Origin of the sequence: Prochlorococcus marinus str. MIT 9302 (genome assembly GCF_000759975.1) — a bacterium.
Taxonomy (GTDB): domain Bacteria; phylum Cyanobacteriota; class Cyanobacteriia; order PCC-6307; family Cyanobiaceae; genus Prochlorococcus_A; species Prochlorococcus_A marinus_M.
Genome location: NZ_JNAM01000010.1, coordinates 142,204 through 166,432 on the forward strand (window position 1 = coordinate 142,204; position 24,229 = coordinate 166,432).

27 protein-coding genes are annotated in these 24,229 nt (G+C 31.7%); 14 read left to right on the forward strand and 13 right to left on the reverse strand.

Annotated features, from left to right (window positions below):
- Nucleotides 1-3 precede the first annotated feature (3 nt).
- Nucleotides 4-855 carry an acetylglutamate kinase gene (gene argB / locus EU96_RS03760; RefSeq protein ID WP_032526800.1) on the reverse strand — a complete coding sequence of 284 codons (852 nt, stop codon included), beginning with the start codon at nucleotides 853-855 and terminating at the stop codon, nucleotides 4-6.
- A 64-nt stretch (nucleotides 856-919) separates the two neighbouring features.
- Nucleotides 920-1,450 carry a DUF2854 domain-containing protein gene (locus tag EU96_RS03755; protein ID WP_032526801.1) on the reverse strand — a complete coding sequence of 177 codons (531 nt, stop codon included), beginning with the start codon at nucleotides 1,448-1,450 and terminating at the stop codon, nucleotides 920-922.
- 44 nt (nucleotides 1,451-1,494) lie between these two features.
- Between EU96_RS03755 and EU96_RS03750 the strand changes: the two genes are divergently transcribed.
- Nucleotides 1,495-1,677 carry a hypothetical protein gene (locus EU96_RS03750; RefSeq protein ID WP_032526802.1) on the forward strand — a complete coding sequence of 61 codons (183 nt, stop codon included), beginning with the start codon at nucleotides 1,495-1,497 and terminating at the stop codon, nucleotides 1,675-1,677.
- 1 nt (nucleotide 1,678) lies between these two features.
- Here EU96_RS03750 and EU96_RS03745 read toward each other — a convergent pair whose 3' ends face one another.
- The gene (locus EU96_RS03745; RefSeq protein WP_032526803.1) at nucleotides 1,679-2,104 is read right to left on the reverse strand and encodes a single-stranded DNA-binding protein; all 426 of its coding nucleotides are present in this window, start codon (nucleotides 2,102-2,104) and stop codon (nucleotides 1,679-1,681) included.
- Nucleotides 2,105-2,132: 28 nt separating this feature from the next.
- On the opposite strand from EU96_RS03745, the gene EU96_RS03740 reads away from it, so the two are divergent.
- Both EU96_RS03740 and cutA read left to right on the forward strand, forming a co-directional pair.
- Nucleotides 2,133-2,939, forward strand: coding sequence for a precorrin-6A/cobalt-precorrin-6A reductase (locus EU96_RS03740; RefSeq protein ID WP_052044259.1), 807 nt, complete (start codon nucleotides 2,133-2,135; stop codon nucleotides 2,937-2,939).
- Nucleotides 2,940-2,960: 21 nt separating this feature from the next.
- Nucleotides 2,961-3,251, forward strand: a complete 291-nt coding sequence (gene cutA, locus EU96_RS03735) for a divalent cation tolerance protein CutA (RefSeq protein ID WP_440589344.1) — start codon at nucleotides 2,961-2,963, stop codon at nucleotides 3,249-3,251.
- Here the strand turns inward: cutA and EU96_RS03730 are convergent, their stop codons facing one another.
- The 4 genes from EU96_RS03730 to EU96_RS03715 all read right to left on the reverse strand — a co-directional run bounded on the left by EU96_RS03730 (nucleotide 3,252) and on the right by EU96_RS03715 (nucleotide 7,935).
- Nucleotides 3,252-4,262 (reverse strand): adenosine kinase, encoded by a 1,011-nt coding sequence (locus tag EU96_RS03730; RefSeq protein WP_032526806.1) that lies wholly within the window; start codon nucleotides 4,260-4,262, stop codon nucleotides 3,252-3,254.
- Nucleotides 4,263-4,277: 15 nt separating this feature from the next.
- Nucleotides 4,278-5,588 carry an adenylosuccinate synthase gene (locus EU96_RS03725; RefSeq protein WP_025887755.1) on the reverse strand — a complete coding sequence of 437 codons (1,311 nt, stop codon included), beginning with the start codon at nucleotides 5,586-5,588 and terminating at the stop codon, nucleotides 4,278-4,280.
- Nucleotides 5,589-5,669: 81 nt separating this feature from the next.
- Entirely contained in the window at nucleotides 5,670-6,107 is a 438-nt protein-coding gene (psb27, locus tag EU96_RS03720) for a photosystem II protein Psb27 (protein ID WP_032526808.1), read from the reverse strand.
- A gap of 25 nt (nucleotides 6,108-6,132) precedes the next feature.
- On the reverse strand, nucleotides 6,133-7,935 hold the full coding sequence (locus tag EU96_RS03715; RefSeq protein WP_032526809.1) for a proline--tRNA ligase: 1,803 nt from the start codon (nucleotides 7,933-7,935) through the stop codon (nucleotides 6,133-6,135).
- A gap of 175 nt (nucleotides 7,936-8,110) precedes the next feature.
- On the opposite strand from EU96_RS03715, the gene EU96_RS03710 reads away from it, so the two are divergent.
- From EU96_RS03710 to lepB, 5 genes are all read left to right on the forward strand, one after another.
- The gene (locus EU96_RS03710) at nucleotides 8,111-8,461 is read left to right on the forward strand and encodes a hypothetical protein (protein ID WP_032526812.1); all 351 of its coding nucleotides are present in this window, start codon (nucleotides 8,111-8,113) and stop codon (nucleotides 8,459-8,461) included.
- A gap of 97 nt (nucleotides 8,462-8,558) precedes the next feature.
- Nucleotides 8,559-8,813, forward strand: coding sequence for a hypothetical protein (locus EU96_RS03705; RefSeq protein ID WP_032526814.1), 255 nt, complete (start codon nucleotides 8,559-8,561; stop codon nucleotides 8,811-8,813).
- Complete coding sequence (locus tag EU96_RS03700) at nucleotides 8,803-9,357, forward strand: inorganic diphosphatase (protein WP_032526815.1); 555 nt, start codon at nucleotides 8,803-8,805, stop codon at nucleotides 9,355-9,357. The genes EU96_RS03705 and EU96_RS03700 overlap by 11 nt, the downstream gene beginning before the upstream one ends.
- Nucleotides 9,354-9,710: a Spx/MgsR family RNA polymerase-binding regulatory protein gene (locus EU96_RS03695; RefSeq protein WP_032526816.1), complete on the forward strand. Its 357-nt coding sequence runs from the start codon at nucleotides 9,354-9,356 to the stop codon at nucleotides 9,708-9,710. The genes EU96_RS03700 and EU96_RS03695 overlap by 4 nt, the downstream gene beginning before the upstream one ends.
- 29 nt (nucleotides 9,711-9,739) lie before the next feature.
- Nucleotides 9,740-10,399 (forward strand): signal peptidase I, encoded by a 660-nt coding sequence (lepB, locus tag EU96_RS03690; RefSeq protein WP_032526817.1) that lies wholly within the window; start codon nucleotides 9,740-9,742, stop codon nucleotides 10,397-10,399.
- Between the two features lie 55 nt (nucleotides 10,400-10,454).
- On the opposite strand, the gene EU96_RS03685 is transcribed toward lepB, so the two are convergent.
- Entirely contained in the window at nucleotides 10,455-11,783 is a 1,329-nt protein-coding gene (locus tag EU96_RS03685; protein ID WP_032526818.1) for a histidine phosphatase family protein, read from the reverse strand.
- 116 nt (nucleotides 11,784-11,899) lie between these two features.
- On the opposite strand from EU96_RS03685, the gene EU96_RS03680 reads away from it, so the two are divergent.
- The 4 genes from EU96_RS03680 to tal all read left to right on the forward strand — a co-directional run bounded on the left by EU96_RS03680 (nucleotide 11,900) and on the right by tal (nucleotide 16,622).
- Entirely contained in the window at nucleotides 11,900-13,261 is a 1,362-nt protein-coding gene (locus tag EU96_RS03680) for a CPBP family intramembrane glutamic endopeptidase (protein WP_032526819.1), read from the forward strand.
- Nucleotides 13,262-13,347: 86 nt separating this feature from the next.
- Nucleotides 13,348-13,776 carry a hypothetical protein gene (locus EU96_RS03675; protein ID WP_032526820.1) on the forward strand — a complete coding sequence of 143 codons (429 nt, stop codon included), beginning with the start codon at nucleotides 13,348-13,350 and terminating at the stop codon, nucleotides 13,774-13,776.
- A complete protein-coding gene (locus EU96_RS03670) occupies nucleotides 13,776-15,527 on the forward strand; it encodes a peptidoglycan D,D-transpeptidase FtsI family protein (RefSeq protein ID WP_032526822.1) in 1,752 nt (583 codons plus the stop codon). The genes EU96_RS03675 and EU96_RS03670 overlap by 1 nt, the downstream gene beginning before the upstream one ends.
- A gap of 90 nt (nucleotides 15,528-15,617) precedes the next feature.
- Nucleotides 15,618-16,622 (forward strand): transaldolase, encoded by a 1,005-nt coding sequence (tal, locus tag EU96_RS03665; RefSeq protein WP_032526823.1) that lies wholly within the window; start codon nucleotides 15,618-15,620, stop codon nucleotides 16,620-16,622.
- A gap of 23 nt (nucleotides 16,623-16,645) precedes the next feature.
- On the opposite strand, the gene EU96_RS03660 is transcribed toward tal, so the two are convergent.
- From EU96_RS03660 to EU96_RS03640, 5 genes are all read right to left on the reverse strand, one after another.
- Nucleotides 16,646-17,779: an NAD(P)/FAD-dependent oxidoreductase gene (locus tag EU96_RS03660; protein WP_032526824.1), complete on the reverse strand. Its 1,134-nt coding sequence runs from the start codon at nucleotides 17,777-17,779 to the stop codon at nucleotides 16,646-16,648.
- Nucleotides 17,776-18,324: a ribosome recycling factor gene (frr, locus tag EU96_RS03655; RefSeq protein ID WP_032526825.1), complete on the reverse strand. Its 549-nt coding sequence runs from the start codon at nucleotides 18,322-18,324 to the stop codon at nucleotides 17,776-17,778. Before frr ends, EU96_RS03660 begins: the two co-directional genes overlap by 4 nt.
- Nucleotides 18,325-18,346: 22 nt before the next feature.
- Nucleotides 18,347-19,051: a UMP kinase gene (gene pyrH, locus EU96_RS03650; RefSeq protein WP_032526826.1), complete on the reverse strand. Its 705-nt coding sequence runs from the start codon at nucleotides 19,049-19,051 to the stop codon at nucleotides 18,347-18,349.
- Between the two features lie 126 nt (nucleotides 19,052-19,177).
- Nucleotides 19,178-19,870, reverse strand: a complete 693-nt coding sequence (gene cobO / locus EU96_RS03645) for a cob(I)yrinic acid a,c-diamide adenosyltransferase (protein ID WP_032526827.1) — start codon at nucleotides 19,868-19,870, stop codon at nucleotides 19,178-19,180.
- A gap of 33 nt (nucleotides 19,871-19,903) precedes the next feature.
- Complete coding sequence (locus EU96_RS03640) at nucleotides 19,904-21,073, reverse strand: site-specific integrase (RefSeq protein ID WP_032526828.1); 1,170 nt, start codon at nucleotides 21,071-21,073, stop codon at nucleotides 19,904-19,906.
- 65 nt (nucleotides 21,074-21,138) lie between these two features.
- On the opposite strand from EU96_RS03640, the gene hemH reads away from it, so the two are divergent.
- Nucleotides 21,139-22,314, forward strand: a complete 1,176-nt coding sequence (hemH, locus tag EU96_RS03635) for a ferrochelatase (protein WP_032526829.1) — start codon at nucleotides 21,139-21,141, stop codon at nucleotides 22,312-22,314.
- A 135-nt stretch (nucleotides 22,315-22,449) separates the two neighbouring features.
- Entirely contained in the window at nucleotides 22,450-24,213 is a 1,764-nt protein-coding gene (gene ilvB, locus EU96_RS03630; RefSeq protein ID WP_032526831.1) for a biosynthetic-type acetolactate synthase large subunit, read from the forward strand.
- Nucleotides 24,214-24,229 lie beyond the last annotated feature (16 nt).

Below are 24,229 nucleotides of genomic sequence, written 5' to 3' on the forward strand. Positions count from 1 at the left end.
AATTTAGGCAACTATCATTGTACCTATCCCAGAATTTGTAAAAATCTCAAGAAGTAATGAATGTTCTATTCGTCCATCGATTATGTGAGCTGCTTTGACTCCTTGTGCTAAAGCTCTTATGCAACATTCTGTTTTTGGAATCATACCTTCAGTGACAATTTTTTTATCAATAAAATCTCTTGCCTCTTTAAGATTCATTTTTTCAACAAGACTATTTTTGTTATCTTTTTCTTTTAAAATACCTTGAGTATCAGTAAGAAGTATAAGTTTTTCTGCATTTATTGAGGCAGCAATTTCCCCAGCTACAAAATCTGCATTAATATTATGCGAGATACCCTCCATGGTTGATCCTATACTAGAAATAATAGGGATATACCCTTTAGTAATAAGAGGATCTAAAATTTCAGGGTTTATTTTTGTGACCTCTCCGACTAGCCCATGGCTCCCATCCCCTAATTCTCTGGATTGAATTAAGTTCCCATCAAGACCTGATATTCCCACAGCTAGGGATCCAGTTTTATTAATGCCTCTAACAATTTGTTTATTGACCCTACCCATTAGAACCATCTCGACAATATCCATTGTTTTTTGATCAGTAATTCTTAATCCATTTTCAAATTTAGGAGATATTTCTAATTTCTTTAACCAATTATTAATCTCGGGCCCTCCTCCATGAATTACTATTGGGCAAACTCCTACGCTTGATAAAAGAGCTATATCTCTAAAAAAAGCCTTTTTTAAATCATCCTCCTCCATGACAGAACCACCATATTTGATAACAATTTTTCTACCTGAGAAACTTTGTATATATGGAAGTGCTTCGCTTAATATTGATACTCTTTGAGAATCATTCATTATTGAAAATTATTAAAACTTTATTGAATTAAGAAATTAGGTTTTTACAAATATATCCCTATATTTAATAAAAGAGAATAAGATCAAATTCTTTTTTATTATCGTCGATAATAAATTCTGATTCAAGGCCTTTTACGAAAAACCTGTTTAATCTTTCTTGCTTCTCAATCCATTTTTCTAGAGGAACAGCATTTAATTCGAAACGCATTCTGAGACCATTTTTTTCGTCCTTTGTAATTTCTTCTATTTCTCTGAGTTGAGGGGGATTATCCTCGTCCCACAAATTTAAAGATTCTAATGACGATTCAAGATGAGCTTTTATCCCATACCTCCATCTCGTAACATCTTTAACAAGTGCTGTTAATTCTTTTGGTCTGTTAAATCTATTTGACGCAAAAATTGTTTTGTCAAACAACTCTACAGGAGGAATTTCGGAAGTCTTTAAACCTAATCCTATTAGAAAAATAGGTACTCCATAAAAAAAAGTAGGTACACTTAAATTTACTGAGTCTGTAAAGTAAGCAGTCATTCCAACAAAAGCTAATATACCCCCAGCGGTTACGATTAAGTTTCCAGGCGATAAGTATTTCTTCATTTTGATTTAGTAGAATGAGTTTTAAATGGACTAACAAGAGTATTATGCAAGATCCTAATACTGCAAATCAAGGAGATTTAATTTTTAAACTTGATCAAGATAGAGCATGGCTATTAGAAAATCTTGATAAGGGTAAATGGCCAGAAATCAGAAGTGAACTTGCTGCTCTTGAAAGAAAAATAAGCAAATTTATTATAATTGTTCAAGAAAATAATGTTGATATTTGATTTAAAAAGGTATTTCGTCAACTTCGGGAACCAAAGGTGAGCTATCCCAACTGGTACTTTTAGTGATATCTTTTTTATCAATTGACCCATTATTTTCTTTTTGATCAGACTTGTTAACATCAACTGGCAATATTTGATGAATCTTTGAAGCTGTAAGTTCTGGTTGCTTTTCTTTTGTTCCGTCTTTTCTAGTAACAGAATTCATCTTGAGACGTCCCTCAATAACAATATTTTGCCCCTCCTTTAGTTCATCTACCATTTCTTGGGCAATATTTCCCCATCCTATGATCTTGAGATCTCTGGTTGGATCTTCAGTACGTAATCCTTTAAAATTAACAATCATTTCTGCAATTGGAGTTTGGTTTTCTTTGGTATACCTCATTTGGGGAGTGCTATTAATTACCGCCTGAATTAAACAATGATTCATTACTTTCTATTTAATTAAAGACATACTGATGCAGAATCAAGGAAATTGCTATAAAAATGTTTGGATCCTATCAGGAACCTCTGATGGACCTGTAATAGCTAATAGGCTTCTTGAACTTAATTATTCAGTTTTTGCAAGTGTTTTAACTTATAAAGCAGGGCAAGCTTATATTGAAGATCCAAAGTTACATATCATTACGGGTAAATTAAATAACAAAGATGAAATAATTAATTTCATAAAAAAAAATAAAATCAAATGCGTTGTCGATGCTACTCATCCGTTTGCTGTTATAATTTCTAAAAATCTGAATAATGCATGTAAAGAGATTCATACACCTCTCTTACTATTTGAAAGAAAATCTCTAATAAATAACACTAAGAATTTTTTTTATATTGATGATTTAAAGGGTATAAATAAAGTTGATCTAGAAAATAAGAACATTCTTCTGGCAATAGGATCAAGATTTCTTAACGATACAGCTAATTATTATATCAATTGTAAAGCAAATGTATTTACAAGGGTTCTCCCAACGTATGAGAGTATAACTAAAGCTTTTGGATCATGTATTAAAAATTCAAATATAGCGATACTTGAACCGAGTAAAAATAATGAAAGCATTTTAGAAAAAAAACTTTGTGATTTTTGGGAGATAGATTATGTTCTATGCAGAGAATCTGGAAGTTATTCTCAGAAGAACTGGGAGAGTATAGTTTCTGGAAGTAAAATGAAGTTATTTTTGGTTAAAAGGCCAAAAGTTAAAAATGATTATTCTCACTCTTTCAATCAATACCAGAATTTGATAAATCAGATAAATAAAACAAATATTGATGTTTAATTCATTATGGAAGTACTAGTTATGATCACAACTGAGTCAAGTAAAACAAATGCTTTGCGAATGGCTAAATTACTAATCCAAAATAAACTTGCAGCTTGTGTTTCGATAAAGCAAATCTTTTCAATTTATGAGTGGGATAATGATATTGAAGAAACTAAAGAGTTTGAAATTACAATAAAAAGTAAACCTGAATTTAAAGATGACTTAATTGATTTCTTAAATAAAATTTCCACATATAATGTTCCACAAATTATTTACAAAAAATACTATTCTGAGATGAAATATTATGATTGGATAAATAAGACTATTTGATTAAATTTCTCTTAATAACTCTTTAAGAACCATATTAGATCTAGATCCTAATTGTGTAATTATATGCCCAGCACAAATTGAACCTATCTCTCCGCATTTTTTTAGGGAATAATTATTTATTAATCCATGAATAAATCCTCCTGCATAAATATCTCCAGCTCCTGTAGTATCAATAACTTTCCCCTTATTCGTTGACTTGATTACTTCAATATCATTTTTGTTAATTATAAGAGAACCATTGCTACCTTGAGTTACTACAACTAATTCACAAAGGGAAGAGAGCTGTCCTTTGCAGGTTTCTAATTTATCCTTTTTAAATAAACTTAACACCTCGGATTCATTACAAAAAACAATATCTACATATTCATCAATTAAGTCCAAGAAACTCTCTCGATGTCTATCTACACAAAATGAATCAGACAATGAAAGGATTATTTTTGTATTAGATTGTTTTGCTATTTGGGCGGCTTTAAGAAAAGCATTTTTAGCTAATTCGCTGTCCCATAAATACCCTTCTAGATATAAGTATTTACTTTCCTTGAGTAAACTAAAATCAATGTCTTTTGGTTCAAATTCTATAGATGCTCCTAGGTAAGTGCACATAGTTCTTTGAGCATCAGGTGTAATAAAAATAATTGAATGAGCTGTTGCGGCACCTTCATTAGTGGGTGGAGTATTAAATATAGTTTTACTTTTTTTTATATCAGAAGAAAAGAAATTCCCAAATTGATCATTTTTCACCCTTCCAATAAACTGCACATCATTACCTAATTCTGCTAAACATACAACAGTATTTGCTGAGGATCCCCCTGATATTTGTTTGATCACTTTGCAATTTTCTAACAATCTCTGAGATTCATCAGAATTAATGAGATTCATTGATCCTTTATCCAGATTATTTATCTCAAGAAATTCATCCTCAATATTTACAATAATATCTACTATTGCGTTGCCTAGACCAATGAGATCAACCTTTTTATTATTTTTAAAATGTCTAAAGGATTCTTTCATTAATTTGGAAATAAATTACCTTAGAAGTGCTCTTTTAGGCCCATGAATTGGGTCTTCAATTACTATGGTTTGATCTCTATTTGCCCCCAACGAGACAATGGCAATTGGAACCTCCATTAATTCAGCTAAAAATCTGAGATAATTCATAGCATTCTCCGGGAGATCAGATAGTTTTCTACAATCTGCAGTTGAGCATTGCCAACCTTTTAATTTTTTGAAGATTGGCTTACATTTTTTTAAGTCATCTGAATTTGTAGGAAAGTAGTCTATTTCCTCTCCATCTAGATCATATGCAATGCAAACTTGAATCTCATCTAATTCATCTAATACATCTAGTTTCGTAACTGCTAAACAATCAAGACCATTTACAGATACAGCATATTTACCAATAACTCCATCAAACCACCCACATCTTCTCCTTCTCCCAGTAGTGGTTCCAAATTCACTGCCTCTATCACAGAGTTGATCATTAATACTCCCTTGTAATTCCGTTGGGAATGGCCCCTCACCTACTCTTGTGGTATAGGCTTTTGCGACACCAATAACTCTATCAATTAATGTGGGACCCACTCCAGCTCCAATACATGCCCCTCCTGATATAGGGTTTGATGAGGTGACAAAAGGATAAGTCCCATGATCTAAGTCAAGTAGAGTACCTTGAGCACCTTCGAATAGAATATTCTTCTTGTTTTTTGAGGCTGTATGGATAGTCCTCGTACAGTCAACAACATGCTTTGATAATCTTTCCCCATAGTCAAGATATTCTTCAACAATATCTTCTAATTTAAGTGGTTTAATGCCATAGATTTTTTCTAGTAGACCGTTTTTTTCTCTTAATGGAATTTCAATCACGTCACTTAGCCTTTCCTTATTGAGCAAATCTCTTATTCTAATGCCATTTCTTTGTGACTTATCCGCATAAGTTGGACCAATCCCACGACCTGTTGTCCCTATTTTGTTTGAACCTCTATCAGCCTCCATCGCTTCATCTAAAATTCGATGGTAGGGCATTGTTACATGTGATGTTGATGAAATTTTTAATCCTGAGATATCAATTCCATTATCAATTAACATGTCAATTTCTTTTAGCAAGATTTTTGGATCTACAACAGTTCCCGACCCAATTAGACAAGAAGTATTTTTATAAAGTATCCCTGAGGGGATTAAATGTAATTTTAAGACTTTATCATCTACAACTATAGTATGTCCTGCATTTACTCCCCCTTGGTAGCGTACGACAACATCTGCCGAACGACTAAGTAAATCAGTTATTTTACCTTTTCCTTCGTCACCCCATTGGGCTCCGATTACAACAACATTAGCCAATTTTAGAAGAGCATTATTTTTGTTCGAATATTTAATATATTCAAAAATCTTGGTTTACTTTTAAAAAGTAAATGAATTGTATCAACTTTCTCTTAGAACCATTTTTTCAGCAAGAGAAAATTCTTTGGTTAAACGCTCCTTAAGTTTATCTGGTAAAGGTCTACTTGCAAAGTTTTTGTAATGACCTGCCATAGCATTTAATGCTGTTTGCATGGTGGTAAATGATTGAGTTTTATTCACCATCCCTCTATTCCTATATCTGGAAATATAGTCAGTTATAAGTGTAAGAGACTCACTTCTTACTTCATCTTTATTTGGAGAATCTTTTGGAGTATCAACAGCTGTCTGTAATGTTTTAACAACTGAAATTGTATCTTTTGTATAATCACCTGTCATAGAGGTTTTTGCAGCTATGGAGGGAGAAATAAATATTGTAAAAACAACAATTAAGGATATTGAAAAAGATATACCTTTGGTAAAATTTTTAAAAAATAATTTTGATGTCCATTTCAGTAACATAACTTAGCTCCCAAAAAAATAAGCCTTAAGACTTTTTATTGTACATTATTTCTGATTCGGAAATAAATGTTTCCAACAATTTATCAGTACTAATTTTAAACTTATTATTATTTGTTCTGCATAAAAGTTCTACTTCTTTGTTAACAGAATCTCTGCCAATAATTATCTGAAAAGGAATACCAATTAATTCCGCATCTTTAAATTTCACTCCAGCTCTATCGTTTCTATCATCAAGAAGGACATCAATTTTATTAATTAAAAAGTTGTTATAGATTTGCTCAGTAAGGTCACTTTGAATAGGATCTTTTAGATTTGTTGGAATAATAATAACTTCAAAAGGAGAAATCTGGATAGGCCAACAAATTCCCTTTTGATCATGATTCTGTTCGATAGCAGCTTGAGCTATTCTTGTAACTCCAATTCCATAACAGCCCATCCATAAATTTTTTAACTGACCATCCTTATCAGAGAACTTTGCATTTAATTTTTCGCTATATTTTTGACCTAGTTGGAAAATATGTCCAATCTCGATACCTTTTTTTTCTTTAAGTTCTTCATTATCATCAATACTTATTTTATCTCCTTTTTTGGCATTCCTGATATCCCCAACTTGATAATCTTTCGAAGCAAAAGAAAATTCTTGGAAAACCTTATGGAAATTAATTTTATTCCCACCACTTATAAACTTTGAGAGGCTACTTGCAGAATGGTCAATTATTCTGGTCCATTTTTTATCCCAATTAGAACTAGCTTTAATAGTTTTATTATCTAAATCTGGCCCGATAAAACCTAAGGGAAAATTAACTAAATTTTTTTCGATAGTATTTTTATCTTCAATCTTTTTAAGATTAAGGAGATTAAAATTATGAAGTTTATTTATTAAGTTAAAAAGCTTTACTTCATTAATGTGTTGATCGCCTCTTATGCAGGCAAGAATTGGGACCTCAAATTTACCTTCGAACTGTGCAAGGAATACTACTACTTTAATAATTTGACTAGGGTCTAAATTATTATTATCGCAAACTTCGAGGATTGTTTTTTGTTGAGGTGTTTCCAACCACTCTGTAATGTTATCTTTTAGTGGAATAGCTTGAGAGGGTAGAGAAACAGCTTTTTCAATATTTGCAGCATAAGAACCACTTTGAGTAAATAAAATGGAATCTTCCCCAGCATCAGCAGTGACCATGAATTCTTTAGAGGAGGCACCGCCAATTGCTCCACTATCAGCTTCAACCCCTACTGTCTGAAGTCCACAAGACTTAAAAATATTTTCATAAGCATTTCCCACCTTTTCATAGAAAGAAGCCAGATCGTTTTCTGAAGAATGAAAAGAATAACCATCTTTCATTATAAATTCTCTACTTCTCATTAATCCAAACCTTGGCCTTATTTCATCTCTAAATTTTGTCTGAATTTGGTAAAAACATTGAGGTAATTGTTTATAGGAGTTAATGATCTCTGATGCAATACTTGTGATAACTTCTTCGTGAGTTGGAGCTAAACCGAATTCTTTCCCTTGTCTGTCTTTGAGGTTAAACATTATTCCTTCCCCTGCAGTATATCCTTCCCACCTTTCACTTTTTTTCCATAAGTCTGCCGGATGAAGTTGAGGTAATAGTAACTTAGTGCAGCCAATAGAATTAAGTTCTTTTTCTATTACTGCGGATATTTTTTCAATAACTCTTAGCATTATTGGCATGTATGCATAAATACCACTGTTAACTCTTCGAATATAACCAGCTTTTAAAAGTAATTGATGTGAGATAATCTCAGCTTCAGAAGGTGTGTCACGAAGTGTCCCCAGAGGAAATGAGGTGGTCACGCGCATACAAAAAAATCCTTAATAATATTTAATTTTATCAATTATGATAAAAAAAAAATTTAAAGTGTCTTGAGTCCCTCAACGCGAATAGTCTAGATATATTCTTTTTGCTAGCTTTTTCAGTAATGAATTCTAAATATTTAACAAAGTTCATTATTTCTAAAAACATTTTCTTAAAGTTATGGAACATATAGATTCCAATATTTCTAGCGAAGAAGAATTAGTAGGTATTGATGAAGTTCAAAAATTCCTAAATAGATCAAGGGCTTCTGTTTATAGATATACTAATACTGATTTAAGAAATCTAAACCCTAGCTTTAACCCAAGAAAATTAAATCCCGAATTTAGAACTGATCAAAAAGATCCTTTGAAATTCCACCCTAATGAAGTAGCAAGATTTGCAAAAGACATTTTAAGAATTAAGGAAGTGACTGTAGAGGTATTTAATACACCTTCCTCTGCTACTCAAAACGTACTACTACAGATTTTAGACGAATTAAAATCTATAAGGACGTTACTAGAAAAAGAATAATTAAAAAGTTAATATATAATGTTTTGATTTATTGACATTTAGTATGTAGGATAATGATGTTCAATTACTTTCTTAATCCTTTACCAATTAAGATTTCTTGAGTTATACGAAATCAAAGCACTTTATAAAAAGTAAATTAAGAGAAGAATCTTCTCTTGATTCCTCTCAAAGTGATTTTGAAAAAGATGATGATGACCCCTTAAGCATAAGGAGTTTATCCATAACATCTTTAGGTATTATTTTTGCCTTTTTGACATTTTTATTACCTTCAATCAGTATTTTAATTGGAAGACCTTTCTCTCAAGGAAACGAGGTAATTTTTAATCACGATTTTAAAAAAGATGGATCTTAGTTCAATACCTCCATCTCCAATGAAGGGAATAGTAAATATAGTTGTTGAAATACCTGCAGGTAGTAGGAATAAGTACGAATATTGTTCTGATGCAGGGATAATGGCATTAGATAGAGTACTGCACTCTTCAGTGAGGTACCCTTTTGATTATGGTTTCATTCCCAATACCCTTGCAGATGATGGTGCTCCTCTTGACGCAATGGTGATAATGGATGAGCCTACTTTCGCTGGGTGTCTAATAAAAGCTAGACCTATTGGAGTTTTAGATATGCATGATTGTGGTGCATATGACGGAAAACTTTTATGTGTGCCTATGGCTAATCCTAGACAAGCCAATATAGTAAGTATTAATCAAATTGCTCCGAATCAGCTCGAGGATGTTGCTGAATTTTTTAGAACTAGTAAAGGACTTGATGGAAGAAAAGTTCAAATTGATGGTTGGAGGGATTTTGATGTAGTGGAAAATCTATTGAAAAATTGCACTCCTCTAAAAAAGAAAAACTTTAAAGTGCTTAAGAAATCAATCATTAGTAAAGTAAATTGAAAAAAATAATTTTCTATAGTTATTTAAAATGCTCTACTTGCCGAAAAGCGGCAAAATGGCTTGATAAAAAAGATTTCGAATACCAATTAATTGATATTGTAAATGAACCACCATTATTAGATTATTTAAGCCTAGCTTTAGAACAATATTCTGCAGAAAAAAAAAAGATTTTTAATACGAGAGGAAAAGCCTTTAAATCGATTAATCTTGATATTTACTCTTTATCGAGAGAGGAAATTATCCAACTTCTTTTAAGTGATGGAAAATTAATAAAAAGACCATTTTTGGTTTATGAAGGTAAAAGAGTAATCTTAGGGTTTAACGAAATTGAATATGCTAAACAATTTATATAAGTTTAAAAAATCAAGACTTTATTAATTTTATGCCTGCTTCTATTAAAAGTTTTTTAAAAGAATGGGGTCTCCTAATTCTATTAACCTTTTTTGTATCTTCTTGTAGATCTTTTTTAGCAGAACCTCGTTATATCCCCTCCGGATCAATGCTCCCAGAATTACAAATAAACGATAGGTTAATTATTGAAAAGTTCTCCCTGAGGAACTCCTTACCAAAAAGAGGAGATATTGTAGTTTTTAATTCTCCTTACTCATTTGATGAACAACTAATTTCATCGAGATCTAATCCTTTACCAAATAAAAGATATTGTTTTTTAATGAGTTTTCCTCCAATGTCTTTTATTCCTGGCTTGAGAGATCAAGCTTGCGATGCCTATATTAAGAGAGTAGTCGCACTTCCTGGAGAAATTGTTAGTGTTAATCATAAAGGTGAAGTAAGAATAAACAATAAATTAATTCCTGAACCTTATGTATCTTATAACTGCTCATTATCCCCTTTTAATAGATGTGGTGAATTTGAGAATATAAAAGTACCTAAAGATCATTTTTTAGTTTTAGGCGATAATAGGTCAAATAGCTGGGATGGAAGATATTGGCCTGGAAGTAAATTTCTTAACAAAAAGGAGATTATTGGAAAGGCTTATTTAAGATTTTGGCCTCTTAGTCAAGTTGGCTTTTTCAATAAATAAAGCCTTTCTTCTGAATCTGACTTCATCAAAATAAATTTTTAAAAATGGTTTTAATTTAAAGTGCTCCGGAAGCAGTTGAATCAATTATTCCTCCTAGATGTGTTGTAATGTTTAGAGCGCTAATCACAGGGGGCTTATTGGGATCTTTAAAAAGATCTATTATAGTTATGCCGCCATTACCTTGTTTTATCATCCAAATATTTGAATAATTAATCCCAAGGATATTGCAAATTAGAGTTTTATTAACTGCATCATGAGCAACCAGAAGGCTTAGATCATTATCCTTTTGAGATAAACAAATTTTGTCAAAAGCTTCTAGGGACCTTTCTGATACATCTTTTATAGATTCTCCTTCGGGCATTATTACTTCTTCAGGTTTATCATGCCAATTTTTTAATAAAGCAGGCCACTGTTCTCTGATTTCTGCTTCCAGTTTACCCTCCCATAATCCGTGACTAATTTCTACAAGTGCATCTATTCTTTCTATTTTTAAATCTTTGCTATTTTTAAGGATTATTTGTGCAGTCTCATAAGGCCTATGCATTGAACTTGAGAATGCCTTATTGAAAGAAATATTTCTCAAATATTCAGAAGTCTTTTTAGCTTGATCCTTTCCGTTTTCATTTAAAGGTATATCAATTTGGCCTTGGAATCTACCTTCTTTGTTCCAGTTAGTTTCACCATGCCTTATTAGAAATATTCTGGAATCTCCAATTTGATTTGGAATATTTTTATTCAGATGGGAAGTTTGATTTAAGCATTCAATTTGGGTCTTAAAAGTGTTATCTTTCTTTGAAATATTGAGTATAGATAAAGAAGCATTTTCTAATCTTATTTTCCTGAAACCTTGCTTAGGCTTTCCTAATAACAAGAGGATTAAACATCTGAGAATCGCATTATGTCCTACAACTAAAATATTTACATCATCTTTGTCTAGATAAGTTTTCAAAATATCTTCTACAAAATTTGTTGCTTGAAAAAATAACTCTTGAATTGGTTTATAAGTTTTATTATCATTTCTTTTTAAGATTAGATTTTCTGGATCATTTTTCCATATAGGGTAAATTTCTGGAAATTTCTTTTTTATATCATCAATTTTTAGACCAGACCATTCACTAAGATCTACCTCTAGCAAATTATCATCAAATAAAATATTTTGTTCTTTATCAAAGGTCTTTTTAATTGTTTTTGCAGTCTCTGCCGCTCTCACAAGTGGGGAGGAATAGATTTTATCGAAGTTTATTTTTGATAATGCTTTTCCTGCTTTTCGGGCTTGTTCGTATCCTTCATCAGTTAATAATGAATCATCTGTTCTTCCTTGAATTAATCCTTTTGCATTGAAACTGCTTAGTCCATGCCTAACTAAAACTAATCGTATAGTCATTATATAAATTTGAAAATTAAGATAATTTAATCATCTCATGGCGTGATTAAAATAGATATATAAATATTAGGAACTTCAATGATAACTAAGTATGGTTTTCAACAATATAATAAGTTATGATCTTTAAAAATATTTCTAAGTCAAAACTCTCTTTAGCTTTTATTTCTATAGTCATAACTTTTTTTGTATGGCAGCAAGGCTTAAGAGATAGTTTAAATAGACCATCTGTTTCATTTGATATAAGTCAAAAAGAGCAAGAAATTGCTGAATTATCTGTCCAATCAATACCTGTAAATCTTAAAAAATTTTTTATCATAAATGATCCTGTTGATCAAATAAATAAATCACTAGCTGAGGTCTCATTTGATGAACTAACAGAAAGAAATAAATTAATTAGAATAATTTCTTCAGAATCAGATGATCCTATAATCTATAAAAATATATCCAAAGATTTTGAAAATAAAAACTTTAAATTACTGATTGATGAGATAGAAAAAAAATCCAATAATAATTCATATAAACCAAATTCTGATAAATTTGATTTTTTTAAAGGAGATAGATTTTTATATCACCTATTAAGCCAGAAATTTGATTTTGACGATAGTTTATTAATAACAAAATCATTTTCAAGCAAAATGTTTTTAAAAATATTAGCCATAAGATTAATACCACTTTTAACAATACTTCTTGGCTCGATGTTGGCTTTAAAAACATTATGGAGAGCTATATCTTTGAAGAGCTTTGGGTGGAAAGAAATTAAACCCTTAGACTTAGAATTGATAGATATGGTTTTATTAATTGCAGGTGGATTTGTTGTTTTAGGAGAAGTAGTGTCCCCTTTATTCTCAATAAGTTTAGTTGAACTTTTTTCTAAAAATATCTCGACAGAGTTGTCTCAAGCTTTGAAAATATTTTTTGGATATCTTTTTATGGCTTTCCCACCATTACTGATAGTTTTTTATCAAATAAAATCTTTGAATGGTGAATTTACTTTTAAGAAAGATTATTTGCAGTTCAATTTCTTGCCAATAAAAGATGCAATAATTCAAGGAATTAATGGTTGGTTAACTATAGTCCCTTTTGTCTTATTAGTTTCTTTAATTATGAACAGTTTGATCGATAATCAGAATGGTAGTAACCCTTTGCTGGAAATTGTTCTCAATAATAATAATTTCTTATCATTTATTCTTTTATTCATAACAACAACTCTTTTAGCTCCTTTATTTGAAGAGATTATATTTCGCGGTATTTTACTCCCAACTCTTTCAAGAGATTTTGGAATAATTTTGGGTATCATAGTTTCAGCCTTTATCTTTGCTTTAGCTCATTTAAGTTTAGGAGAAATGCTCCCATTATTTGTTCTTGGAATAGGACTAGGAATTACAAGAATTGCTTCAGGTAGTTTGCTGTCTTCAGTGATTATGCATTCTTTATGGAATGGATTGACCTTCTTAAATTTATTCTTATTAAGAACATAAATAATTTAAATTTATTACTTGCGAATCAAACTAAAAGATGTTTATTTAATTAATAACACTCCTTTCATTTAAAAAATACATCATAGATGAAATCTTATGGGAATCAATTTAATTTAAAAAAAAATTTTTCATACCAAAGTCAAAAAAAATCTGAAAAAATTTCCCTAGTTCATATCAAATTAATACATCAAATATTTGACACAATTAATATCTCTCTTTTGGTATTAATCTTTACATTATTTTTCTTATCATTTGATAGCCAAAGGAAATGGTCTAATACATATAAAGCTTTATCTAAAACAAGATCTATCAATAATAATCTCATTGACTATATTTCTAAAACAGAAGAAATTTATATTAGCGAACTTGAGTCTCTCAATACATATAGAAAAACTAAACCTGAAGATTTAATCTATCTAGATAAAATTGCAGAAAAAAAAGAAAGTTTATTTAAGAAATCTTTTAGTAGTTTCATTGAAGGTTTTAGTGATAGCAAATATCAAAGGGGATATTGATGAAAAAATACAAAAGAATTTCTCGTCTAATACCCCTTGATAAAGGGAGATTTAAATTTCTCTATATTTTTAGCTTGCTATTAATATTTTGTTTGTTTGGTAGGTTAGTTAAATTGCAAGTCTTTAACGCCTCTGATCTGCGAAGGAAAGCTAGATTAATACAATCTTCTAAAATTAACTCCTTAGAAAAAAGGAGATCAATTGTCGATAGAAATAATAGACTAATTGCTTACGATAAAACACTTTATAAATTATGGGCTCATCCAAAATATTTTAATTTTCCTGGGGATTCAAATAACAAAGTTCGCAGTATTGGAGAAGTTGCCAAAAAATTGTCACCTATCTTGGATATAAAAGATGAAATACTCTTGGAAAAATTTAATAACAAAAATAGCGGCATCAAGCTTTTGGATAAAATTTCTAAAGATAAGGCAGAAAAGATTAAAAACCTTCAAATAAGTGGACTCGATTTGTTTAAATATTCGCAAAGATATTATCCACAAGGGGAGCTTTACTCTAATCTTGTCGGTTTTGTTAATGATGAGAATAAAGGGTCAGCAGGTTTAGAGCTTCATTTAGATAATCAAATTAAAGTTTTTAATAAAAGTAACTTGATAAAAATAGGAGGAGATGGAACACCTTTACCTGATAATTCAGCCCCAGGTGATTTTATTTCAGATTACAAGAGTTTAGGCCTAACTATTGATTCAAAATTACAGTACGCGTCATTCAATGCATTATCAAATCAAGTAAACAAATGGAAAGCAAAAAAGGGATTTGCAATAGTTATGGATGTTAATAATGGACAGATTCTTTCCCTGGTTACAGTTCCTTCATATGATCCGAATAAATTTTGGCAGTATGATTCTGAACTCTTTAGAGGTTGGTATTCCCAAGATTTATTTGAGCCTGGATCAACTTTTAAACCTATTAATCTTGCTTTAGCTTTAGAAGAAAAAGTAATTCAGAAAGATGGTTTAGTTGAAGATAATGGAAAGATTAATGTTGGAGGATGGACACTTTCTAATTGGGATAAAAAAGGTAATGGATACATAGATTATCCAAAAGTATTGCAGGTTTCAAGTAATGTTGGGATGGTAAAAATAATGCAGAATTTAGACCCCACAATTTATTGGGATTGGCTGAAAAATTTAGGTTTAAATAAAAATTTAGAGACTGACTTATATGAATCAACTGCAGGCCAAATAAAGAGAAAAGATTTATTTGTAAATCAATCAATTGAGCCAGCAGTGACTTCTTTTGGTAAAGGGTTCTCAATCTCGCCACTTAAATTGGTTCAACTGCATGCGGCTCTTGCAAATGGCGGTTTTGAAGTAACTCCTCATGTAACCTCAACTTTTAAAGCAAGAGTTAATGAAAATCCAAAAAAACAATTTTTTTCACATAGTGTCTCTAAAACAGTTCTTGAATGGATGGAGAGCGTAGTTGATAAAGGTAGTGGATCTGGAGTCAAAATTGAGGGTTATAGAATAGCTGGTAAAACGGGTACTTCTCAAAAAGCTTTAAATGGTTCGTATACAAGTAAAAAAGTTTGTAGTTTTGTAGCGACATTACCAGTTAATGATCCGAAATATGTTGTCCTTGTGGTCGTTGATGAGCCATCTAAACCATATGCATATGGTTCAACTGTTGCAGTACCCGTTGCTAAAGAAATTATCGAGAGCTTAATAGTAATTGAAAAAATTCCTCCTGCGATTAAAGATCACAGAATGATTGTTAAAAAACCCTAAAATTTTCCAACTTTATAAATATTTAGTTCATTATTTGATGATTTCATAAGGAATAAAAGCTATTTTATATATATATATGATTATTTGGATATGAAATCAATTTTAGAACAATTGTCCTCAATGACTGTTGTTGTGGCGGATACTGGAGATTTAGATTCGATAAAGAAATTTCAACCAAGGGACGCTACTACCAATCCATCATTAATACTAGCTGCGGCTAAGAATCCTGATTATGTGAAATTAATTGATAAAGCTTTAGAAAGTTCAGAAAATGCATTGCCCCAGGGATTTTCTGAAGTTGAATTAATTAAAGAAACTATTGACCAAGTTTCAGTATTTTTTGGAAAAGAAATATTGAAAATTATTTCAGGGCGTGTATCTACAGAAGTTGACGCAAGACTAAGCTTTGACACTGAAGCTACGGTAAAAAAAGCAAGAAAATTAATCAATCTTTATAAAAACTTTGGAATAGAAAAGGAAAGAATCTTAATTAAGATTGCCGCTACTTGGGAAGGAATTAAAGCAGCTGAAATTTTGGAAAAAGAGGGTATTAAATGCAACTTAACTTTACTTTTTAACTTCTGCCAAGCGGTAACTTGTGCAAATTCAAAGATAACCTTAATCTCTCCGTTCGTTGGTCGTATATTGGATTGGCATAAAGCAAAAACTGGTAAAACTAGTTTTATAGGTGCTGAAGACCCTGGTGTTATTTCGGTTACACAAATTTATAACTACTTTAAAGAAAAAGGATTCAAGACAGAAGTAATGGGAGCGAGTTTTAGAAATCTTGATGAAATAAAAGAATTAGCAGGTTGCGATCTTCTAACAATTGCACCAAAATTTCTAGAGGAACTAAAAAAAGAAAAAGGAGTTTTAATTAAAAAATTAGATGCCACCAGTACCCTAATAAATAATTCTATAGACTACAAATTTGAAGAAAAAGATTTTAGATTAAGTATGTTAGAAGATCAAATGGCGAGCGAGAAGCTTAGTGAAGGGATAACAGGATTCAGTAAGGCTATAGAAGAATTAGAAGAGCTCTTATTAGAGAGATTCTCAGAAATTAAAAATCATAAATTAATTTCTGCCAACTAAATTTAAGCTTTAATTAAAAAAAATTAAATTTCACTTTTTGTTAAAAGTCTTCTGATAACTCTTTTTGCGATGTCTTCATAACTCATTTCCCCTGATAATATCTGAGCGATACGTTTAGGTGCCGTTTTTCTTTTAACACCCAATTGATACCCAGTTCTCGGAAATCTATAAAATACCTGTGCAATTCTCCTCCCCCAAGCCATTGATTTACCCCAATTGTGGTTAATTTTTTTTGTGTAAAGATTTAAATCATCTGCTTTACCTGATAGGCATTGATCAATGGATTCTGCAGCATAAAAACTGCTAATTAAAGAAGGTCTAATTCCTTCAGCTAAGAATGGATCGCATAGAGAGGCTGCATCTCCAACCGCTAAAACTTTATCACTATTAATTGGGTGGATGCCATTCCATATTCTCAGTTTTTTATTGATTGTTTTGTAAGAAAAATCATCAAATCCGAAGCTTCTAATAACTTCATTATTTATAGTCTGATTTTCCAGAAGACCATTATTTATAAAAGTACCTAAACCAATATTTAGGCTCTCTTTTAATGGGAATGCCCATGCAAATCCATATTTTATAAATCCAAACTCAAATCTAACTGAATTTCTAGGAATTTCACCTAAACCTTTCAATCTTAGTGAGATTGTGTTTGCGAATTTAGGTTTTCTTGGCCCTAATTTGAAATATCCCGCCCATTTGGATTGGGAACCGTCTGCAATAACAAGAAATTCAGATATATATATTCTTTTGTTATTACATGTAATTTCCCATTTATCATTTTTTTTTGTGATTTTTTCTACTAATGCTGGTCTTATTATTTGAACTCCATTTCTCAAGGATTCTTCTTGTAATAATTGATCAAGTTTCTCTCTTTTAATAACCCAAAAAGGCGATTCACCAGTTAGATCAGCGATAACATTATCTGAAGCCTTCCATCTGAATTCAACATTCTTAATTTTTGATTCTATGGAATCTTTTATGTCTAAAGAGAGAAATTTTTGCATTGAGGATGCCATCCCCCCCGCACATGGTATGTAATCTTGGAATTTTTCTTTTTCAATAATTAGAACTGAATATCCTTTTTTTGATAGGTTAAGAGCTGTGGAGGATCCAGATAAACCTCCACCAATTATTATGACGTCAAATCCTTTCAAACTTTTAGAATTTCCTTCTCTTTCTCAGACAATTTAGTTTCTATTAAATTAATAAATTTATCAGTAATTTTTTGAATTTCAGATTGATTATCTCTCGATTCGTCAATAGAAATAAGACCATCTTTTTCCTCTTTTTTTTCTTTATCAACAGCATCTCTTCTAATATTCCTCAAAGCTACTTTTCCTTCTTCTGCATATTTAGAGGCTAATTTACAAAATTCCTTTCTTCTTTCCTCTGTTAAAGGAGGAACATTTATTCTTATTACTTTCCCATCATTATTTGGAGTAATACCTAAATCACTCATCGAAATGGATTTTTCTATGGCTTGTAAACATGAAATATCGAAGGGTTGTATTGAAATTGTTTGTGAATCAACAGTACTTATCGTGGCAAGTGATTTGATTGGTGTTTCTGCACCGTAGTACTCAACACTTATTCTGTCTAACAATGAAGCATTAGCTCTACCAGTTCTTATAGTATTGAAGTTTCTTTGCGTGGCTTCAATACTTTTATTCATATTTTCTTGAATTTCTTTTTCTTTCATAATAAAAAAAATTAAATAAGCTTTAACTAATTAATGAACCTATAGGCTCACCAGCAACAGCTTTAGATATGTTCCCTTTTTTGAATATATCAAATACCATAATAGGGATATTATTGTCTTTGCAAAGCGCAATCGCAGTACTGTCCATTACTGCTATTTCATCACTAAGAACTTGTTGATAATTGAGTGTAGAATATTTTTTTGCGTCTTTAAATTTATTAGGATCACAATTATATACTCCATCGACTTTGGTAGCCTTCATAACAACTTCAGCGTTTATCTCGGCTGCTCTAAGAGCAGCTGTAGTGTCAGTTGTGAAAAATGGATTTCCACATCCACCTCCGAAAACAACAACTCTACCTTTTTCTAGGTGTCTCATAGCTCTTCTTCTAATATAAGGCTCTGCAATTTCCTGCATTTCTATTGCGGTTTGAACTCTGGTTGCTACTCCTACTCTTTCCAAGCCATCTTGAAGTGAAATCGCATTCATTACTGTTGCTAGCATCCCTACATAATCAGCAGTAGCTCTATCCATACCATCTGCAGACCCTTTAAGCCCCCTAAAAATGTTCCCGCCGCCAACAACTATTGCAAGTTGTACATTATTTTCGACTACTTTTGAAACGTCTTCTGCAATTGACTGAACTATAGCAGGATCAATCCCATAAGGTTTTTCACCCATTAGTGCTTCACCACTAAGTTTTAAGAGAACTCTTTTGTAAGTCATTCAACAATCATACTTTTAAGACCTTAGCAAGTAAATGTACCGAATTTATTTTTTGTTTTGATATTGCTTGCGTCTTTAAACATTTCTAAACTTGTCTAGAGAAAATATAATATAAATTTGTTTTAACTAGAATTCAATGCACTTTTGTGCTTTTATTCCTTGTTCTTTGAAAGGATGTCTTATTAGCTTCATTTCTGTAACTAGATCAGCGTAATTGATAATAGAATCAGATGCTCCCCTTCCAGTTAAAACAACATGATTTTTTCTATTATTTAAACTTTTTAAAAAGGTGATTATTTCTTCTGAAGCAAGATAGCCAAGTTTTGTAGCTATATTAATTTCATCAAGGATTATAAGTTTGTAGGATTCATTCTTAATATATTTTTTTGCAAGTTGCCATGCTTCTCGAACTAATTTTTCGTCCCTAATTCTATCTTGTGTTTCCCAAGTAAAACCCTCTCCTAGTGAATGCCAAGATATTTTTGAAGACAAATTTTTAAGTGCTTTTTCTTCTCCAGTTGCCCAGCCCCCTTTAATAAATTGAATGATTGCTACTTTATAACCGTGCCCTATGGTCCTTAAGGCCATCCCTAAAGATGCTGTTGTTTTACCCTTACCATTCCCAGTAAAAACAATCAATAATCCTTTTTTTGTTTTTCTAATTTGTAGTCTTTCAGCTTGAATATTTTTTCTTTGCTGCATTCTTTTTTTATATGAGCTCTCATCGCTATCTGGCGATATTTTGCCTCCCATACCAAGTTCTTTGGCTTGATTATCTAGGTTGAATATTTTCTCGGAAGATAAAGTTTCTTCTTTCATGTAACTCTAATTTCATTTAGTGATTATAAATCTTTAAATACTTTTATCTCTCTTAATTTTTAAAAGTGCATTATTAACTGCCTTTTGTTGATCTCTTTTAGTAATCCAGTGGTGATAAGTTTGAGTATGTAGGCTAACTGAATGTCCCATCATTCTGGCAGCCACAGTATCAGGTAAATCATAAAAAATTGTTCTTACTGCCCAAGCATGACGTAGATCATAAGGTTTTATATGTAAAGAATAACGCTTAAACTGGTCTGTAGTTTTCTTGCCAATATTTTGTAAGGTTGTAATTTTAAGGTCTCTATTAATATTTGGAAGAAGTTCGGGGTCTTCACCAAGTTTTAATAATTCGAACTTTTCTACCCATTCAGGATGGAATGGCCAAACTTGATGTTCCCCTGTTTTCGTTGTTGGTAAAACTCTAATGATTTTGTCTCCAAAATTTGTTAAGGAGCTTAAATCACAAAAAAACACTTCATGATTTCTTAAGCCATATGTAGCCATCAGACCAAAAACAAATTTCCAAGATTTGTTTGGTATCTTCTCCCAAAGTTTTTCTATTAACTCGTCTGTGGGGAGGTCTCTAAACCCTGCTTTATTTAGACCATATCCCTTAGAATTTAATTTCCAGTCTTCTGGAAGTTTAATATTCAGAAACTTAGCTAAAACACTTAGTGAGGTGGCGCATTGTTTTCTACTCCTACTCCCCTCCTTGTAACTTTCAAGAGTTTTTTTAAATATGTATTCCAATTCCTTATTGTCATAATCATTATAAAAATGAAGAATTCTTTTGAGATAGGGCTTGTAAGAACTTCTCCAAGTAGTTTTTCTAGTGCTGCTTAAATAATCATTTTTTCTTTCTTTAAAAAAAAATTCCTCAAATTGATTTAATCTATTTGGAAATGCAAAATCATTTTTTATTTCCTTTTTATTAGGGTTACTTATCCAATTAATCCAGTCAAATTGATTTAATTCCAGTTGCAAATTGATTAATTGTAATTTTTTTTTAGCCTCCTCTAATCCATAAATATCAGCCTTTATACCGAGAGATATTCTTTGAATTTTAAAGTTGTTTTTATCTTCTTTCGTGGGAAGTGAACCTCTAATATTTAATTTTTCTCCCCTTTTTTCAATTCTAAGCTTGCTTCCTTGAGTAGCAAATTTATCATTCACATTATTAATTTCCTGAATTACGTTCATTTACTTCTATAATTGTACATATAATGACGTTTTTAATGTTTTTTTTCAATCTCCATAAATTTTAAATGGATAAAATAGGCGTCTTACTAATGAATTTAGGAGGGCCTGAACGCATTACAGATGTTGGCCCATTCTTATATAATCTTTTTTCTGATCCAGAAATAATCAGGACACCTTTTCCTGCTTTTCAAAAACCTTTAGCTTGGTTAATTAGTACGCTTAGGAGTACTACTTCACAGCAGGCTTATCTTTCTATAGGTGGAGGATCACCCATCAGAAGGATAACTGAACAACAAGCAAGAGAATTGCAATCTAAATTAAGGGATAATGGTGTAAATGCTACTACTTATATAGCTATGAGGTATTGGCATCCTTTTACCGAATCAGCAATTGCAGATATGAAAGCAGATGATGTAGATCAAATTGTTGTATTACCTTTGTATCCTCATTTTTCAATAAGTACAAGTGGTTCAAGCTTTAGGGAATTAAAAAAATTGCGAGATTCAGATAATGACTTTAAGAAAATCCCAATGAGATGTGTAAGAAGTTGGTTCAGTCAATCAGGATATTTAAATTCAATGGTTGAATTAATTTCCGAACAAGTCTCACTTTGTGAATCACCTTCAAATGCGCATATATTTTTTACTGCGCATGGAGTTCCTAAGAGTTATGTAGAGGAAGCTGGAGACCCTTATAAACAACAAATTGAAGATTGTTCATTATTGATAATAAATGAGTTAGAAAAATATTTAGGGCATAGTAATCCGCATACACTCTCTTATCAAAGTAGAGTTGGTCCAGTTGAATGGTTGAAGCCTTATACAGAAGAAGTTTTAGCTGATCTTGGGAGGTCAAATGTTAATGATCTCATTGTCGTTCCCATAAGTTTTGTTGGAGAGCATATTGAAACATTGCAAGAAATTGACATTGAGTATAAAGAAATTGCCGAAAAAGCTGGTATCAAAAACTTTCGAAGAGTAAAGGCTCTAAATACTCATCCTACTTTTATTAAGGGTCTTAGTGATCTAGTAGTTTCTTGCTTGGAAGGACCTTTAATTGATATAGAGGAAGCTTCTCAGTTGCCTGAAAAAGTTAAACTTTACCCCCAAGAGAAATGGCAATGGGGTTGGAATAATAGTTCAGAGGTTTGGAATGGAAGGGTTGCTATGATTGTTTTTTTGGTACTTTTTATTGAACTTATTTCAGGTTCTGGACCATTACATAGGCTAGGAATTCTATAAAGATCAATTTGAATTTACTTATAAAATTTAAATTTATTAATTAATTTTTTGAATAGTATTCTGACATTACATTTCTAAATGAGGCAAAAGTATTTAATTAAGTTTAAAATTTATAGTAAATATTGAATTTCTTTAGTGACTCTTACTTCGAGATCCTTGTCAAAGGGTAGTTCAAAAAATGAAAATCCCGTTTGGATAACTGGTGCAGATGCACTAATGGATTCTTTAAAAATTCATGGGGTAAAGGTAATATTTGGTTATCCTGGAGGCGCCATACTACCAATATATGATGCTGTTCATAAAGCAGAACATGATGGTTGGCTAAAGCACTACATGGTAAGACATGAACAAGGAGGTTCTCATGCGGCTGATGGATATGCTAGATCTACTGGTGAAGTAGGGGTATGTTTTGGAACCTCAGGTCCAGGTGCAACAAATTTAGTGACTGGAATTGCCACTGCTCAAATGGATTCTGTTCCTTTAGTAGTAGTTACAGGTCAAGTTCCAAGACCTGCTATAGGGACAGATGCTTTTCAAGAAACTGATATTTTTGGCATAACTCTTCCAATAGTTAAACATTCATGGGTAATAAGAGATCCTTCAGATATCGCGAAAGTAGTTTCTGAAGCTTTTTTTATAGCCTCTTCTGGAAGACCTGGCCCTGTTTTAATTGATATACCAAAAGATGTAGGTCAAGAATTCTTTAATTACAAAAGAGTTTTGCCTGGTGAGATTATTCCAAAAGGATTTAAGAGGAATGGAGATATTAATGACTGCGATATCAAAAAAGCAATTAAATTAATAGAAGATTCTGAAAGACCTCTTCTATATGTTGGAGGTGGGGCAATATCTTCAGGGGCTCATGATGAAATAAGAACTTTGGCAAAGAATTATCAAATACCAGTTACAACAACCTTAATGGGCAAAGGTGCTTTTGATGAAAAAGACAATTTATCAGTTGGGATGTTAGGAATGCACGGAACTGCTTACGCAAACTTTGCAGTTACAGAATGTGATCTTTTAATTGCTATTGGAGCTAGATTCGATGATAGGGTTACGGGGAAATTAGATACTTTTGCACCTAATGCAAAGGTAATTCATATAGATATTGACCCAGCAGAAGTTAATAAAAATAGACGAGTAGATGTGGCAATTGTCTCTGACGTTTCAAAAGCTGTTCTCAAAATTAATGAAAAATATCTTAATAACAAATTTACTTGTCATACGAAGAGCTGGTTAGAAAAAATTGATTTTTGGAAAAATAAACACCCTTTATATGACCCGCCTAAAGAAGGCGAAATTTATCCTCAGGAAGTTCTTTTAAAAGTTAGGGAACTTTCACCTGAATCTTATGTAACTACAGATGTAGGACAACATCAGATGTGGGCTGCTCAATATCTTAGGAATTCTCCAAGAAAATGGATTAGTAGTGCAGGCTTAGGAACTATGGGTTTTGGATTACCAGCCGCAATTGGAGTGAAAGCAGCCTTACCTCATTCAGATGTAATTTGTATTGCTGGAGATGCAAGTGTCTTAATGAATATTCAAGAATTAGGGACTTTATCTCAATATGGTTTGAAGGTGAAATTGATCATTATAAATAATCGCTGGCAAGGGATGGTAAGACAATGGCAGGAAAGTTTCTATGATGAAAGGTATTCCTCATCTGATATGAGTTGTGGTGAACCTGACTTTGTAAAACTTGCTGAGTCTTTTGGAGTTAAAGGATACTTAATTTCTGATAGAAAACAACTACATAATGAATTTAAAAATGCGCTTGATCATGACGGACCTGCCTTGATTAATATTCTTGTCAGAAGAGGTGAAAATTGCTATCCAATGGTTCCTCCTGGGAAAAGTAACGCTCAAATGGTTGGATATGTTAATTGTGAAGACTAATTATTTAAGTACCTTA